The organism is Bacteroidetes Order II. bacterium, from assembly GCA_016788705.1.
GTDB lineage: Bacteria > Bacteroidota > Rhodothermia > Rhodothermales > UBA2364 > UBA2364.
On record JAEUSQ010000044.1, the window covers coordinates 1 to 14,834 of the forward strand.

Here is a 14,834-nt window from a genome sequence, read left to right on the forward strand (position 1 = left end):
ACGGAAATCTTCAATTACATAGCGTGCTACTACAACCCGAAAAGGAGGCATTCGGCACTGGGCTATCTTTGCCCCGACAACTTTGAGGAACGCTACTTTTCTAACTTAACGCTGTGTCCGTGAAAATGGGACCATGTCACTTTTCTATTTTAATACAATCAGTAAGTCTGTCAAAGAAAATTTTCATGATCCCGCTCATGGTGTACCAATAAATAGGGGTTGCAAAGATTAAAACCTCATATTTGTTAACTATTTCTTTTATCAGTGGCATAAAGTCATCGTTTTTATTCTTGAACTCATAATCAAAATGCCCAATTGATTTTGAATTTAGGTCAATTATTTGATAATTGGTTTTTTTGGAAATGTATTTCGATACCGTAAACGTATTTCCATTGCTATTTGAACTTCCTAAAATAATTATTCCTGTTTTCATGTGTGTTTGTCGTTTTTTAAGGTTTTGAAATAATCGCATCTTAGTACATTGATCTTTTAATCTTTTGATTCAATTTGCTATGCTTTGGTGTGTTAAAGGTGATTGCGAAAAGTGACAGCAGCAATTGAAATACATATGCGGAATTTAATATATGTCAGGATCATCACTTGCACTGATCCACTGTTAGAGCACACACAAGGACTTGTATCAGCGCTAAAACATATAATGATATAAAAGTACAAGGTCAGGAAAATCGCATGTATATTACTGTATATTGGTTGTTTATTTGGGATTTAGAAACCATTAAAAATATGATTATAGGTAAAAGATTTGGAATTAATCATTAGTTAGGATACACTGGAGGATGGCTACATCTTGCCATGAACCATTCATGAAACCGACCTGTTCCTGAATCCCAATAATCCGATAACCAAAGCGTTCGTGGAAGCGGATGCTACCCTCGTTGGTGCGCCAGATGCGCGCAATTAGGTGGTGATATCCCAACTGGCGACAAGTGTGAATGGTTTTTTCCTGCAAAAAATGCCCGATTCCTTTTCCTGTTACGGAGAAGTCCAAATAAATAGAAGTTTCTGCTGTAAAGCGATAGCCTACTTTGGGACTCCATAGCTTAATAGCGGACCATCCAAGGATTTCTTCGCGATTAGAGACCACGAAATAATCCTCTCGTTCTTGAAGGTTAGCCATCAAATTAGCAAAATAATCCATTGGCTTGGGCGCATCGTCCATTGTGGCATTTTGCGCGGCAATGGCTTGGTTATAAATTTCCACCATGCGCAAGGCATCATCTGGGATCGCCGCCCGAAAATGCGGTGGTTTTGAAGGCATATTTCCTTATTTACGCTTTTGTTTTTTTCCTGTAACGAGTTCTATAAAGCCATTTATTTTGTCGTTTGGGACGGTTACGGCCAAGTTGTAATGTTGGATTTTCCAGCCGTTGGAGGTGAGGACCAGCACACCAGAGCCTCGGCAAACACCCATCCACGTGTCCAATAACTCATCCCACCATGCCATGCGGCCATCCTGACTAATCATGATATGGCGATTTTTGGGTTTAAAATCCCACGCCGTTTCGCCCTGAAAATACTTCATTCCCCACGCCTCAAATTCCGGTCGGGTCCAGCGTTCGGTTTCATCGGTTCCCAGATACACGCCATCGGCGTTCATGCTGCCAAAAAATACATTTTCATCTGCGGTAGCTGCGGCGCGGTGCCAAGCATCAATAAAGGTATTCAGCGAGGCTTCCAACGTAGGAAGAAGGTTTTTGGGGTCGTCGCAGTTGTTTCGGGTACGTGTATCCAACAAGAAGAGGATTTTCCAGCCGCTTTCGGTTTCTACGAATTGCATAGAATTATGGCCGCAGTGGCTTAGTTTGTCGCCGATATAAAAGGTATAGGGCATCCAGGCCGTGGCAAGAGATCCATCCACGCGAATATCCACAACGCCAATGCGTTCATCCCAGATTTGTGGGTGTGGTTTCCCTACGGCCTCCAGGAAATTGCGCGGCGAATCCTCGATTTGGGCTTGTGGCTTGCCATTCCGATCCAAAAAAGTAGTTCCCATTTTTATTTTAGGGTGGAAGGCAGAACGCACCATCGTGCTATCCCCTTTCCTCATGCCATCAAAAAGGGTTTGCACGACCTGCATTACTGCGTCTTTCGCAGGTTTTTGTGCATGAAGATTAGGAGCAAAGCCCGTCGTAATAAGGAGAATGACAAAAAAATAAAAGGTACGCATAAGCTATGGGTTACTTGGGTTATCTTAGAAGGCTTTATTCGATTGTTATTGGTTCGCTCCTTCAAATTAAACGTTAGATTCATGATTGCCAAAACCTTGCGCTACTTTTTTCTCTTTCGTCCCTTTTGGGTATGGGTTTTATTGCTTCCGGTAGCGGTTCAGGCCCAATTCGGTGAACTGCTGTACCGCCCTGCAGGGCTTAAATACAAGGTGCTTAAAACAGATCATTTTGACCTCATCCATTATGAAGGTCAGGAGGAAACGGCACGCCAAGCGGCGACCATTCTCGAAAACAACCTTTCGGAAACCCAAAAATTGATTGGTAACCATGAACCGTTTCGACTTTCAGTGGTCTTAAATGGTTACAATGATGCCTCGAACGGGTTTGTAACGGTCTTTCCGTTCCGCTCGGAGATCGAAGTACCTGCTATACGTGGAAAGTACCTACATCCTGGTGCCGAAAATTGGCTGGAAGCAGTTTTGCCTCACGAGTTGGTTCATGCGGTAGAGATTGATCATTATAAACGCAATACGCTGACAAGGCTTTTTCCGGAATGGGCCCGTTTTACCAATGCTTTTCGTCCTTCTGGATTTTTGGAAGGGGTTGCCGTTTATCAAGAAAGCAAATTGCACGATGGCGAAGTAGGTAGGCTAAATCATCCATTTTTTACGATGCAGTATCGTGCGTCCATGGGCAGTCCATTCGGTTGGACATTGAGCCAGGCCATTACTCCCAATTATTACGGTATGCCCTCCGGAAGACACTATTTGGGCGGGTCATATCTGGTTCAGTTCTTGGCAGACGAATTTGGGGATGGGACGTACCAGCGATACAGCAAAGCCTTTGCCAAAAGACCTTATCTGGGAACCGCTTTTGCACTGTATAAAGCTACTGGAAAATGGCCCTATGAGCTGAACAAATTGTTTCGCGAGCAAGAAATTCAAGCCGAACGCCGACGGGTCGGAAAATTGGGTGCTATTACCAAGCCACAACTTTTGGGGAACCGTATCGGGGCTTTTCATAACAACCCTATCTGGACAGACGACAAAACGGTGCTTACATATGGTACAGGCTATCATGATCGTCCGGGATTTTATTTGACGGACGTTGAGTCTGGAACGACACGGATATTGGCACACGAACAAATCAACGAGGATCATGCATTCTCATTCGATCCGAACAACGGTGAAGTGTTGTGGGGAGACTACAATGATGTATTGAATACCCCTACACAGTTCATTTCGGACATCAATAAGTTGGCGTTAGACACCGGAAAAAAGGAAGAGTTGACCAATGGGAAGCGGGTATTTACACCAATCCGGAATGAAAATGGGACGCTTTGGGCAACCCAAAATCGAGGTGAATCTTCGGATTGGGTGGAGATACTGCCGAACGGGGAGACCAAAACCGTATGTGCATCGGGCTATGGCCGTCTTTTAGAAATTGCACCACGTCCGGGCACAGAAGAAGTTTATGTATTGCTCAACGTAAGAGGAGAACAAGGGATTTTTAAGGCGAAAATAGCCGATACGTGTACTTTTGAGCCTGTAGCACTGACTGGAAAAGGGTCTGTTTTTGATCCTTCTTGGAGCCGTGATGGTCGTTGGATGTTGTTCACCGCCGATTCGACAGGTGTTCCCAATGTTTATGCTTGGGATACAAAAACCAATCAGCACTTCCGCTTGACGAATGCGCCTTATGGTGCATACGAGGCTGCTTTCTCGCCCGATGGCAGCCAAGTGGCTGTTGTTTGGTATGGCCGCGAACAGGAAAGCATTGGGATTTTACCCTTCATTCCAGAAAAACTGAAAAAGGTGCCAGGATTTGCACAAAGCGGAAAAGACAAAAACTGGGCTGAAATGCTCACACAAGTACCCATTGCGCCATACGAAGGTGGGCTTTTGGCGCCATATAAACCCCTTGATCACTTGAAAAACTGGGTGGTCCCCGTATCTGCTCGGTTGGTAGATGAGGAAAAATCTGGCTTAGGACTGCAAATTATCATGATAGATGTCCTTCGGCGGTTTAAAACAACGGCTTCTGCGTTTTGGCTGGGAAAAAGGCCCTGGGGTGAAGTTTCTGTTGGGACGGCGCAGCTTCCTCTTAGGCCCACGTTTTCGGTCTTTAATCGTCCTACGTATAGATTGGGCGATATGGAAGAATTGGGAATGGGGCTGGCACTTACCAAACCACTCATTCGTCAAAGCGGTGTTTTTCCGATACAAGCCGATATTTCTCTTGCTGGCTTTCAGCGACGGATACGTCCGTATGATTTAGGAGGGGGATTTACGGCGAATACTGGTGTTTCTGGTGGATTTTTACTTTATCACAAAGCACAGGCCAATGTTCGCGATTTACGTCCTAATACCGGAACAATTCTTTCGGCAAATGGAAGTTGGGACAAATCAAAAGGGGAAGAAAAGGGCTTGTTGTCTTTTGATGTGGCCGCCGATCGCTACATAGGATATGGCAAAGCCCGCAACCGTAGTGGAAAGGTTTCGGTGGCCTATGCTACCTTTAATGAAGCCGACGAACATTTTTTATCTTCGCTTCGTATTCCGGGCTACCCCACAACCCCGCCTGGCCGTCATTTTCTACGGATTGGGGCGGATTACCTCACACCCGTTTGGTACATTGATCGCGGCATTATGACCCTGCCCGTTCATGCGGATGTGCTCTATGCCACGGTTTTTGGCAATTCGGTCATCAATACCACCCAAATAGAAAGTAGGCATACGGCTTTTGGCCTAGGCTTGGGGCTTCGTTTCCGTGTCTTCAGAAATATCGCATTGGATGTGCAGTACAACTTGGCCTATAAGGTACAGGATCAAAATTTTATGTCGGAGTTTTATAGCAACTAAGACCTGCCAGATTGATAATTGGTCAGGATTATGGCCTTGCATTTAAATTAGCTGCATGTATGGAAAATGACCCATCATCCATTCCAAAAGTTGAAGAAAAAACTTTTGAAGAACCTCACTGGATGGACTACCTTTTTGTTTACCTGTTGCCAGTGATTTGTTTTTTTATGTGGGAAGTCTATATAGACCCCACCTGGCAATCTGGTGATAAAACCTTTATAGGTCTTTTGATAGCGCCTACTTGGTCGTGGTATTTTTGGCCTTTACTCCTTTTTTCGGCTATTGCATTGACAATGGTTGGCAGAAAAATGGCGAACGTGCGTTATGGTGTCGTCCGGATTGGGCTTTATACCGGTATTTTATTGGGAATTCACTATAGTGTTTTAATGTCTTTATCCTTGTTCGATAGCCTTAATTTATTCTGGGTAGTTGGACTTGTATTGCAGTATGCGTTGTCTGCACTCTTGTATGGGTTGCTGATAAAGCGTCCAGTAGTTTTGGGATGGATGATTGTGGGGTATCTGTTGATTGGGGGATTGGTGGTCATAGGAGGATATTTTTTTAATAAAATGAACTCCTTGGGCAGTATTTTTGTACCCTTATTGTTTTTTCCGATTTTAGGTCCAGGGCTATACACCCTTGTGTTTATACGTAATTCAATCGAAGTTTGGAAACTACAACATCCCAATCAAGAGCTTTTGGTTTGGGCTTTAGGTTGGACGGGTTTATATGGCACCGCATGGTACTGTACTTGGCAAGCGGCGGTGAAATTTTATGCCCAATTGCCCGTTGAGCCACCCGATGATTGCTATGTTGCTTCTGCCGCTGCCAAAGGACATGGTAAATGGGTGAAGCAAAAAGTAGTTGTCCTGTCGAATGGGAAGCGATTTGCACTAAACCACCAACTTCAAGTCCTGAAAGTTGCTGAATTGGGCATAAAAGCCCTTTGTCCAGAGGTACATCTTGCCATGAGAAGGGTTTATGACCAATGGGGGCCGTTTTTGGTACGTAACTGGGTATGCCGTTCCAAATGGCATGCAGATTTGGCGTATCTTTTCCTCAAGCCCGTGGAATGGACTGCAAATGCCCTCATGAGGTTCATTTGCCCGGAAATGCGCATTTCAGACGTTTACTTGGGAAGCAGATCTACCGCTGAATCATCATCTTTCTCGTGACAATCTTTTGTGGAGTTGCTAAGCGGATTACATAAGTACCATTTGGTAGATCATTAACTGAAAAGGCAAAACGATGTATTCCGGTAGCAAGCGGTGTATCCGAAATAGACCGAATGCGTCGTCCCTGCACATCAAAGATATCTAAACGCACCAATTGTGGGAATGGATTTCTCACCTCAATGGTGCCTTGTTGTCTTAGTGGATTCGGGAAAAGGGTGAGGAGGGTCATTTTATCTGGATGAGTCTCCTGTTCTCGTGCAGCAGGAGAGTTGGAAAGAGGCAATTTATACATCCCACGTCCATGCGTCCCAGCAATCAGGAAGGAACGATCGGGCGTGATCTTAAAATCATAAACTGGCATTGCGGGCATCCCCAATCCAAGTGGCTGCCAAGTTGCACCGTAATTTCCTGTCACAAATGCCCCTGCATCGGTTCCGACAAAGATGTTAGAAGGGAATAAGGGGTCTATAGCCAAGGCATTAACAGGTAGGTCCGGTAAATTGGATGAAATATTTTGCCAATTAACCCCGGAATTTAGTGTTCTGAATACATGAGGCTGCGGGTCATAAAACTTCAGGCCAGAAAAGGTGACCACGGCCGCAGTGGCATCTCCAGGATCTACGGCAATGCGAGTCACCCAACGGTTGGGCAATCCCGCCGAAATATTGGTCCAAGTTTCTGCATAATTATTGGTTACCCAAACCTGCCCATCATCGGTCCCTACATAGATCACATTCCGATCGGTGGGTGAAACGGCAATGGTAGTAATTGCACCCATTCGGGAGGCAGCCGATGAACGGGGCAACACAGGAGAAACGGCAGTCCAATTACTCGCGCCATTTTCAGTGCGGTAAATCCGGTTTGTGCCTAAATACAAAACTTCTGGATTGTGTGGATCCATAATTACAGGCATAGACCAGTCGCGCTTGTCGCTGCTGTTTACTCCTGTAAGGGCACTTCTGAAAGAGGAGCCGCCATTAATAGATTTACCAAGACCCCCATTCTGAGATTCTGCATAGATGATATTAGGATTGGTAGGGTGTACAATCACATAAAAGCCATCCCCGCCATAAATCGAACCCCAGTCTGATGTCCCACCGGTGGTGGTGCGGATGGTTCCGTTGTCTTGTGTGCCACCGAATAACCGAAGGGGATTGGATGGATCATAGTTGATTTCATAAAACTGCGTTATTGGTAAATCGCCACCGGGGGCCCAGTTAAGTCCATTATTGGAAGAGACGTCAATGCCTCCATCATTGCCTGTGAGGATTTGATGGGGATTTTGTGGATGAAAGGCCATAGAATGAAAATCTACGTGCATGTTCCCTGTGACATTGGTAAAGGTTTGGCCGGCATCTGCCGATCGCATACATTGCACCTGCATCACAAAAACCACATTGGGGTCCGTTGGATGAATGCGAATTTGTCCAAAATACCAGGAAAAGCCCCCATCAACACCGCTCAGCGTACTCATTCCACCGGTTGATGCCCACGTATCGCCCCCATTTTCTGTTTTGTAAAGGCCGCTTAATGAAGAACCGTCACTATACAGGGCCATCAGCACATTGGGTGAACTGGCCGAGATCGCCAACCCAATACGTCCAACATTTACTTGCTTCGAGTCGGGGAGGCCATTACCAAGACGTTGCCACGAGTCTCCGCCGTCGGTGCTTCGGTAAATCCCGCTCGAAGGTCCAAAGAGGTGGGTGTTAAAATCGGGTCGCCGAACACGTTCCCAAGTGGATGCGTAAAGGATGTTGGGATTGGTGGGATGTTGCACCAAGTCCACCACGCCTGTAGAATCCGAGACAAACAATATTTTTTCCCATGAATCTCCTCCATTCTTAGAGCGGTACACGCCCCTGTCTGGATTGGGGTGGAAGTACGAACCCACCGCCGCCACAAAAATCCGTTGTGGATTTTGGTGATCTACTATAACCCGACCTATGGAAGCCGTTTGACCAAGCCCCTTAAATACCCAAGAAGTTCCGCCGTCTATGGATTTATACAAACCTCCACCAGCAAAATTATTGTGCCCACCATTGGCTTCTCCAGTTCCCAGATACAAATTTTCCGGATTTTTGGGGTCCACCCCCAAGTCGCCAATGGTTTGAATAGGCAATTGATCGGTAATGGCCTGCCAATTATTGCCGCCATTGGTGCTTTTAAAAAGTCCGCCCGTAGCAGAAGCCGCATAGACAATGTTTGGGTTCTGTGGGTTGTATTCCAAGTCCACTACTCGACCGCCAATATTCGTAGGCCCTGCAAAACTCCATGTAAGGTTAGACCAGATGCTGCGCTTTTGGAGGGTTTGTGCTTGCATCAAAGCAATGTGTTTAAGGGCTTTCTGATAGACCTCTGGGTCTGCTTGCCCGAAGGGATACAGGCGCTGGAGGTAGGCGCGTTCGGTAGGGCGAAGGTCTTTGCCTTCTTCTTGAGCATTACGCTCGTTGCAACCTCCAAGGAGAATGACCACTAAGGAGAGATAAAACAGTTTGGTGAACATGTTGGATTACATTAGGAATTGGGGAAAAAGAAGATACGAATAGCTGAAGGGGTTGATCACACAAGGCTGGATTTTTTACGATGGCGTGAGTGATGAATTGCGGTTTGGTGGATGCTTATAAATACAACTTGCCGCAACATGGGTTATCTTCCTTGAAAACAATAACCTCATTCCATGAAAAAACAAATCGGAATATTTGGTGGCTCATTTAATCCACCACACATTGGGCATTTAATGCTGGCCGAGTGGCTGGGAGAGGCGGCAAACTTGGACGAAGTTTGGTGGATGCCCGTCGCCACACCACCGCATAAAGTGTTGGCAGGAAGTGTGTCTGGAGAAATTCGGTTAAACATGGTGGCGGCGGCCATTGCGGATAATCCACGCTTCAGAAGTTGTGACTTCGAGGTACGCAAAGGAGAGGTTTCCTATACCGTCGAGACCTTACGGGCCTTCAATGAACGTTACCCCGACGTTTGGTTCTCGCTTATTATTGGGGGGGATAGCCTACAACAATTCCATACATGGCGATTATATCCGGAAATTCTCCAGCGTGCCCATTTATTGGTCTATAACCGCGTTGGAACGGATTTTTCGGAAGTCCATCCGGAGATTATGGCCAATGCCACCCTGTTTCCTGCACCCCTGATTGAACTTTCCAGTACCGCCATTCGGGAAAGAATCCAGCAAGGGTTGTCCATTCGATATCAAGTTCCGGAAGGGGTTCACGAGATTATTTCCTCCGAGTGCTTGTATCAGAAGTAATCACAAACAAAAAAAGCCGCCTCTTGCGAGACGGCCCATTGGCAAATGAACGAAGCCTTAAGCAGTCGTGGCCTCTTCCTCTAATTTCTCAATGGTAAATCCCGTGTAGCCATAAATAGAGGAAATAACTGGATTTAACAAGTTAAAGAAACAATAAGGCAGATAAGCAAACGTGGCTACCCCAAGCGTAGTGGCCATAAATGCACCGCAGGTATTCCATGGTACAAGCGGAGAGGTAAGCGTGCCAGCATCTTCAAGGGCACGAGAAAGATTCTTCGGATGCAGCTTTCTGCGTGCAAATTCTGCACGATACATACGCCCTGGCAAAACAATGGCGATATATTGGTCCGAAGCTACAATATTCATGCCCAAAGACGTGATCAACGTGGCCGTGATTAAGCCTCCAGTACTTTTGGCCATGCTCAGAATTTTATTTGCTATCACTTCTAACATCTCCGTCTTTTCCATGACTGCGCCAAAAATCATCGCAGATAAAATAAGCCAAATGGTATTGAGCATACTCGACATCCCGCCACGGGACAATAAGTTGTCTAGCGCCTCGTTCCCCGAATCTATGGTGAAGGGGGAAAACAGGGACTTCCACACCCCTTTAAACAGAACAGTAATGCCGCCTAATTCTGGGCTGTCAGCAAACTTTTGGACAACCGTAGGCTGGAAAATCATGGCCATTACCCCGCCAGCCAATGCGCCGATCAACAAAGCAGGGAAGGCTGGCATTTTTTTGTAAATGAGAAAAAAGACCAGTGCAGGGCCAAGAAATAAGTGTGGGCCAATGCTGAAATTTTGCTCTAAAGCCGATAGCATGGCATTGAGGTCGCCACCAGAAGCAGCATGTGGGGCCATGAGACCCATTACGGCAAAAATGATCAATGCAATCGCTAAACTTGGAATGGTCGTCCACAACATATGTCGAACGTGCGTAAATAAGTCGGTACCAGCCATCGCAGGGGCCAAATTGGTCGTGTCAGAAAGTGGGGAGAGTTTATCTCCAAAATAGGCACCAGAAATAATGGCCCCAGCCGTCACAGCAGGAGAGAGCTGTAAGGCACCTGAAATTCCAACCAAAGCAATTCCTACTGTACTTGCAGTTGTCCATGAACTTCCCGTTGCAAGCGATGTCATCGAACAAATGATGACGGTTGCCGCATAAAAGTAGCTTGGGTCTAAGACTTTCAAGCCATAATAAATCATACTGGGCACAATGCCGGACAAAATCCAAGTGCCGATTAAGGCGCCAACAATAAGCAAGATAAAGATCGCACCCATTGCCAACGAAACGCCGTGTACCATCCCTTCTTGCAATTCATTCCAAGTATGCCCGGAACGTAATCCAATTATAGCGGCCACCATAGCAGATAAGATCAATGCAATTTGGTTCGGGCCAGACGATGAGCCATCACCAAATAATAAAACGGAAGAGGATAAAAGGCCGATTAAAACAAAAATGGGAATTAAGGAATGCCAAAGACTTGGTGTGGAGGTTTTTTTTGTTTCTGACATATTTTAAGAAAACTATAGGAATGAAAAATGATGAATGCCTTGTGAAGCAATCTGGGAAGATACGGTGAACAACGTCCTTGTGCAAGTTTTTTGGGTGGGAGGGTTTGAGAAATGGAAACTCACGGCAGTCGGAATCGCAAAATTTTTAGGATCATGCCGTCATGGATCAAGGATCTGCATGGGTGCGGTAAAGCGAGAAACGACTTTAGAATAAAATCATGACTGCAATAAAATGGGTAATGGTTCCGGCCAATACAAAAACATGCCAGATGGCGTGAAAATAGGGCCGGTTTTTTTGGGTATAAAACCACGTCCCGACGGTATAACTAAGACCGCCCAAAATGATAAAAATGATGCTTGAAGTGGGAACCGTTTCTATAAAGGGTTTACCAATCAAAACCGCGAGCCAGCCCATCCCCAAATACAAAGCCAGAGATAGCTTTTCGAACCGATGCCGGAAAAACAACTTGTATAAAACGCCAAGAACGGCAATGATCCAAATGAGGACAAAACTCACCCAGCCAAGGGTTCCCTGTATTTGCATCAATAAAAATGGAGAATAGGTTCCGGCAATGAGTAAGTAGATGCCCATATGATCTAATAATTTCAAAACAGGTTTTACAGTCTCGTGTTGAATGCTATGATATAATGTAGAAAAGAGGTAGAGCAATAACATGGAGCCGCCAAAAAGGGCACAACTTAACACGGCCACCCAAGAGCCTTTCAGAACGGCATTCGGGAGCAAAAGGGCAATTCCTATAATACTCAAAACCACGCCAATGCCATGTGTAATACTGTTGGCCAACTCTTCTTTTACAGGATCTAAAAGGGTGTTTTTGGTTTGCATAATAAATGGAATTTGGGGCAGAAGAAACAATGGTTGATGCTTTTAGGCATAAGATGTGGGATGGAGGGCAAAAAAGTGTGCGCCTTTGGCCGCCCAACTTGCGGCATCTTGTGGAGTGTAAATAGAACATGAGGTTAAAACGGGAGGTAACGTAAATTTCCTGAGCGTTGCCAATGCTGCCGAAGTATAACCCCGGAACGCAAGGGTTCCACCACCCAATACCAAGACATCCGGATTAAGCAGATGCAGTACCGTGGAAAGCCCCATTCCCAACGCAACGCCGGCATCGTGTACCAGCGCCACCGCTTCTGTTTCCTCTTGCGCCAAACGATCGTGCAAAAAGCGGGGCGTTTGACGCACATGCTCCAATAATGCCTTGCCTCCGGCCAATTCGTCTAAGGTTTTAGTACCACCAGCAGTTGGGAAAACTAAACTCCCCAATTCGCCCGCCCAGCCATTCCCTCCCATAAAGAGGTTGCCTTGAATGGCGATCCCCATGCCAATGCCCGTACCTACCATCACCATTGCCAATGTATGAGAATGATACTGGGTTTTGGCATATAGGGTAGCCGCATTTACATCGTTGATGAACCGTACAGGAATCTGTGGCAGGCGTAAATCATCGGTCTTGAGGCCATTTAGGCCGGGTACGTCGTTGCACACAACCACTTCCGAGGCATTCCGAACCAATCCAGGGAAGGCAATGCCAATAGATTCGGGTTTTTCGGGGCAAGTGGTAAGGTATTCGTTGATTCGGGCACGCAGGTTGTGGAGATTAAAATCTGGGCCAGTGGGAAATCGGATTCCATCAGGATAGCGATTGTCCCAAAAAATCATTTTGGTTCCACCAATATCTATGCCGAGAGAAAAGGCCATAAAGGTACCGTTTTGGCTTTTTGCGTGTAGGGTATGGAATAGAAGGGATCAATTGTAAAGCAGCCCTTAAAAGTATTTTTCTAACCGTGCGGGGGAGGGATCGTGATCCGTTTTGGGAATCCAAAAAGTAGCGGCGTTCTCCAGTGGTTTAATGTCTAACAAGTCTTTTCTAAAAAGCCGCATTATCACACCAATGGGCGTCACCAGCAGGAAAAAAACCAAGGTCAAAATAATTCTACTCATGAAGGCGCCCATGACAAACGCCAACCCCATCCAAATACGATACAGAAAGGAAAGGCTTGTGGAAAAAAACGTGCCCGCAAAAAGCAGGAATACACCACCTCCCAAAATGATATACCAAAATCCGGTGTGTACGGAATGGCTCCTGAATAGAAACCAGCTTGCAGAGATCGTTAAGATTCCACCAATGAGCCAGCCAAACTTCTGAAGCGCTTTTCGAGAAACGTCTAAATGACGGAGTTCCAGAATTATTTCATGTAACATATAGACGAATTGCTTATTTTTAATCTCATCGTGCCCCTGTGGTGCGGTTTTCCTTAAACCAAAGTTACGACCAATCACCATGGATCAACAACCAACCGAACTATTTCTCCACTTTATTTTGGACGAGACATGGACCGATGCCCAACAGGAAGCCCTTGTGGAACTGATGGTTTGGGCCATGTATGTGGATAAGTCTATCCAGGCGGAAGAAAACGAACTCATTGACCAAATTTTGGATCAGATGTCTGTTGGAGATTCTACCCCAATTGCCCAGTACCTAAACCCTGCCATTGCTAAGGTGCGCGACGCTTTCCACCACGAACAAAAGTCAGCATTTTTGTTGGAGGACATCTGTCTGTATTTAGATGATGCCGATGTGCGGGCCCAAGCGCTTGACCTTTGTTTACAAATTCTGGAAGCCGATGGACATCTTCACAATGACGAGGCGGCCTTTCTGGAACGTATTAAAACACGATTTTTGCAATAATCCATCGTTGGATCATGCCCAAGAGTAAAATGTCTAAACTTAACATACAAAGAAGTATCCGAGATAGGCATTTTGCAGGGCGTTTTGTACTTATGGGTTACTTGTCAGTTGTTGATCAAAAGCATTTACCAAGTCGTTTATGGCAACTGAAAGACGACTGACAATGCCCCCTTTGGAGTTAAAGCAGATAACCTCGTTAAACCATTTTTATCCAACTAAAACCAATCGTTGGCAATTTGAAAATACATTTATAATTTTGTTAAAGTTGAAAACATGAAACGAAAAATTATAAAATGGATATTACGCATTACGATAACAGGATTAGTCCTTGTAGGGATTTTATTGGTCATTATTCTTCAGCCGATTGTTACCTATGCGAATAAAACGAATCATAATAACTTTGTGATATTTCACAATAAACCGCTTGATCCACTATTAAAGGCCAAACTTGATGAGGCGGTTGTGCTATTGAAGAAAAGTGAATTTTATGATCCAAGTTTAAAGTTTGACATTTGTTTAAATGATGGTTCAACGTATCCTCAGATTATAAAAATATTACGAGGGCAAGCATTTGGGTGGGGTTTCTATAACAAGGTAGTGCTTCAAGGAGTGGCTAACTATGAAAGCAATTACGTTGAACTGAATGGCTACAAATGGAACTTGACCCAGTTGTTAGTCCATGAATTGGTACATTGTTTACAGTTTCAGCGTTTAGGGCTATGGAAATCAAAACCAATTGCTGATATTCCAGATTGGAAATGGGAGGGATATGCAGAATATATTTCCAGACAAGGTATTGAGCAGAAAGATTTTTTAAAAAATATGATACGGCTAACCAAGGCAGATAGAAATAAATGGGGAATTAATTTTGAGGATAGTACCATTTCACCAAAAGATTATTACGAAAATTGGATATTGGTGCAGTTTTGTATAGACATAAAAAAGATGAATTACCAACAACTGATCTCAGACCTAACAAGTGAAGAAGCACTTAAAAAAGAAATGATGCTTTGGTTTAATAAACAGGATAATAAAGAAAATGAGTAATTATATTTTTTCTTATGTGGGATGTTGTCTTGAATTAACGTATTCGATTATAGAAGATT

At 44.9% G+C, this 14,834-nt stretch carries 13 protein-coding genes; 5 read left to right on the forward strand and 8 right to left on the reverse strand.

Annotation, left to right across the window (positions count from 1 at the left end; genetic code table 11):
* Positions 1–136 precede the first annotated feature (136 nt).
* The 3 genes from JNN12_11595 to JNN12_11605 all read right to left on the reverse strand — a co-directional run bounded on the left by JNN12_11595 (position 137) and on the right by JNN12_11605 (position 2,188).
* A complete protein-coding gene (locus JNN12_11595) occupies positions 137–433 on the reverse strand; it encodes a flavodoxin family protein (protein MBL7978973.1) in 297 nt (98 codons plus the stop codon).
* Between the two features lie 336 nt (positions 434–769).
* Positions 770–1,279 carry an N-acetyltransferase gene (locus JNN12_11600; protein ID MBL7978974.1) on the reverse strand — a complete coding sequence of 170 codons (510 nt, stop codon included), beginning with the start codon at positions 1,277–1,279 and terminating at the stop codon, positions 770–772.
* A gap of 6 nt (positions 1,280–1,285) precedes the next feature.
* Positions 1,286–2,188, reverse strand: a complete 903-nt coding sequence (locus tag JNN12_11605) for a nuclear transport factor 2 family protein (GenBank protein ID MBL7978975.1) — start codon at positions 2,186–2,188, stop codon at positions 1,286–1,288.
* 81 nt (positions 2,189–2,269) lie between these two features.
* Here JNN12_11605 and JNN12_11610 point away from each other — a divergent pair, with 81 nt between their 5' ends.
* A complete protein-coding gene (locus JNN12_11610; GenBank protein ID MBL7978976.1) occupies positions 2,270–5,050 on the forward strand; it encodes a PD40 domain-containing protein in 2,781 nt (926 codons plus the stop codon).
* A gap of 59 nt (positions 5,051–5,109) precedes the next feature.
* Positions 5,110–6,225: a hypothetical protein gene (locus JNN12_11615; GenBank protein ID MBL7978977.1), complete on the forward strand. Its 1,116-nt coding sequence runs from the start codon at positions 5,110–5,112 to the stop codon at positions 6,223–6,225.
* On the opposite strand, the gene JNN12_11620 is transcribed toward JNN12_11615, so the two are convergent.
* Positions 6,197–8,731 carry a T9SS type A sorting domain-containing protein gene (locus tag JNN12_11620; protein MBL7978978.1) on the reverse strand — a complete coding sequence of 845 codons (2,535 nt, stop codon included), beginning with the start codon at positions 8,729–8,731 and terminating at the stop codon, positions 6,197–6,199. The two genes, JNN12_11615 and JNN12_11620, sit on opposite strands and share 29 nt — an antisense overlap.
* Before the next feature lie 174 nt (positions 8,732–8,905).
* Between JNN12_11620 and nadD the strand changes: the two genes are divergently transcribed.
* Complete coding sequence (nadD, locus tag JNN12_11625) at positions 8,906–9,493, forward strand: nicotinate (nicotinamide) nucleotide adenylyltransferase (GenBank protein MBL7978979.1); 588 nt, start codon at positions 8,906–8,908, stop codon at positions 9,491–9,493.
* Between the two features lie 57 nt (positions 9,494–9,550).
* Here nadD and nhaC read toward each other — a convergent pair whose 3' ends face one another.
* The 4 genes from nhaC to JNN12_11645 all read right to left on the reverse strand — a co-directional run bounded on the left by nhaC (position 9,551) and on the right by JNN12_11645 (position 13,241).
* Positions 9,551–11,014, reverse strand: a complete 1,464-nt coding sequence (nhaC, locus tag JNN12_11630) for a Na+/H+ antiporter NhaC (GenBank protein MBL7978980.1) — start codon at positions 11,012–11,014, stop codon at positions 9,551–9,553.
* A 205-nt stretch (positions 11,015–11,219) separates the two neighbouring features.
* Positions 11,220–11,861 (reverse strand): hemolysin III family protein, encoded by a 642-nt coding sequence (locus JNN12_11635; protein ID MBL7978981.1) that lies wholly within the window; start codon positions 11,859–11,861, stop codon positions 11,220–11,222.
* A gap of 42 nt (positions 11,862–11,903) precedes the next feature.
* Positions 11,904–12,737 (reverse strand): ROK family protein, encoded by an 834-nt coding sequence (locus JNN12_11640; protein ID MBL7978982.1) that lies wholly within the window; start codon positions 12,735–12,737, stop codon positions 11,904–11,906.
* 66 nt (positions 12,738–12,803) lie between these two features.
* Complete coding sequence (locus tag JNN12_11645) at positions 12,804–13,241, reverse strand: hypothetical protein (protein MBL7978983.1); 438 nt, start codon at positions 13,239–13,241, stop codon at positions 12,804–12,806.
* Positions 13,242–13,320: 79 nt separating this feature from the next.
* On the opposite strand from JNN12_11645, the gene JNN12_11650 reads away from it, so the two are divergent.
* Positions 13,321–13,728: a TerB family tellurite resistance protein gene (locus JNN12_11650; GenBank protein MBL7978984.1), complete on the forward strand. Its 408-nt coding sequence runs from the start codon at positions 13,321–13,323 to the stop codon at positions 13,726–13,728.
* Positions 13,729–14,001: 273 nt separating this feature from the next.
* Positions 14,002–14,775: a hypothetical protein gene (locus tag JNN12_11655; GenBank protein MBL7978985.1), complete on the forward strand. Its 774-nt coding sequence runs from the start codon at positions 14,002–14,004 to the stop codon at positions 14,773–14,775.
* Positions 14,776–14,834: the final 59 nt, after the last annotated feature.

Excerpts from the sequence above, each read along its gene's own strand:
- nadD (MBL7978979.1), top strand. The coding sequence starts at position 8,906 with ATGAAAAAACAAATCGGAATATTTGGTGGCTCATTTAATCCACCACAC.
- JNN12_11645 (MBL7978983.1), bottom strand. The coding sequence starts at position 13,241 with ATGTTACATGAAATAATTCTGGAACTCCGTCATTTAGACGTTTCTCGA.
- JNN12_11600 (MBL7978974.1), bottom strand. The coding sequence starts at position 1,279 with ATGCCTTCAAAACCACCGCATTTTCGGGCGGCGATCCCAGATGATGCC.
- nhaC (MBL7978980.1), bottom strand. The coding sequence starts at position 11,014 with ATGTCAGAAACAAAAAAAACCTCCACACCAAGTCTTTGGCATTCCTTA.
- JNN12_11640 (MBL7978982.1), bottom strand. The coding sequence starts at position 12,737 with ATGGCCTTTTCTCTCGGCATAGATATTGGTGGAACCAAAATGATTTTT.
- JNN12_11615 (MBL7978977.1), top strand. The coding sequence starts at position 5,110 with ATGGAAAATGACCCATCATCCATTCCAAAAGTTGAAGAAAAAACTTTT.
- JNN12_11605 (MBL7978975.1), bottom strand. The coding sequence starts at position 2,188 with ATGCGTACCTTTTATTTTTTTGTCATTCTCCTTATTACGACGGGCTTT.
- JNN12_11635 (MBL7978981.1), bottom strand. The coding sequence starts at position 11,861 with ATGCAAACCAAAAACACCCTTTTAGATCCTGTAAAAGAAGAGTTGGCC.
- JNN12_11650 (MBL7978984.1), top strand. The coding sequence starts at position 13,321 with ATGGATCAACAACCAACCGAACTATTTCTCCACTTTATTTTGGACGAG.
- JNN12_11655 (MBL7978985.1), top strand. The coding sequence starts at position 14,002 with ATGAAACGAAAAATTATAAAATGGATATTACGCATTACGATAACAGGA.
- JNN12_11595 (MBL7978973.1), bottom strand. The coding sequence starts at position 433 with ATGAAAACAGGAATAATTATTTTAGGAAGTTCAAATAGCAATGGAAAT.
- JNN12_11610 (MBL7978976.1), top strand. The coding sequence starts at position 2,270 with ATGATTGCCAAAACCTTGCGCTACTTTTTTCTCTTTCGTCCCTTTTGG.
- JNN12_11620 (MBL7978978.1), bottom strand. The coding sequence starts at position 8,731 with ATGTTCACCAAACTGTTTTATCTCTCCTTAGTGGTCATTCTCCTTGGA.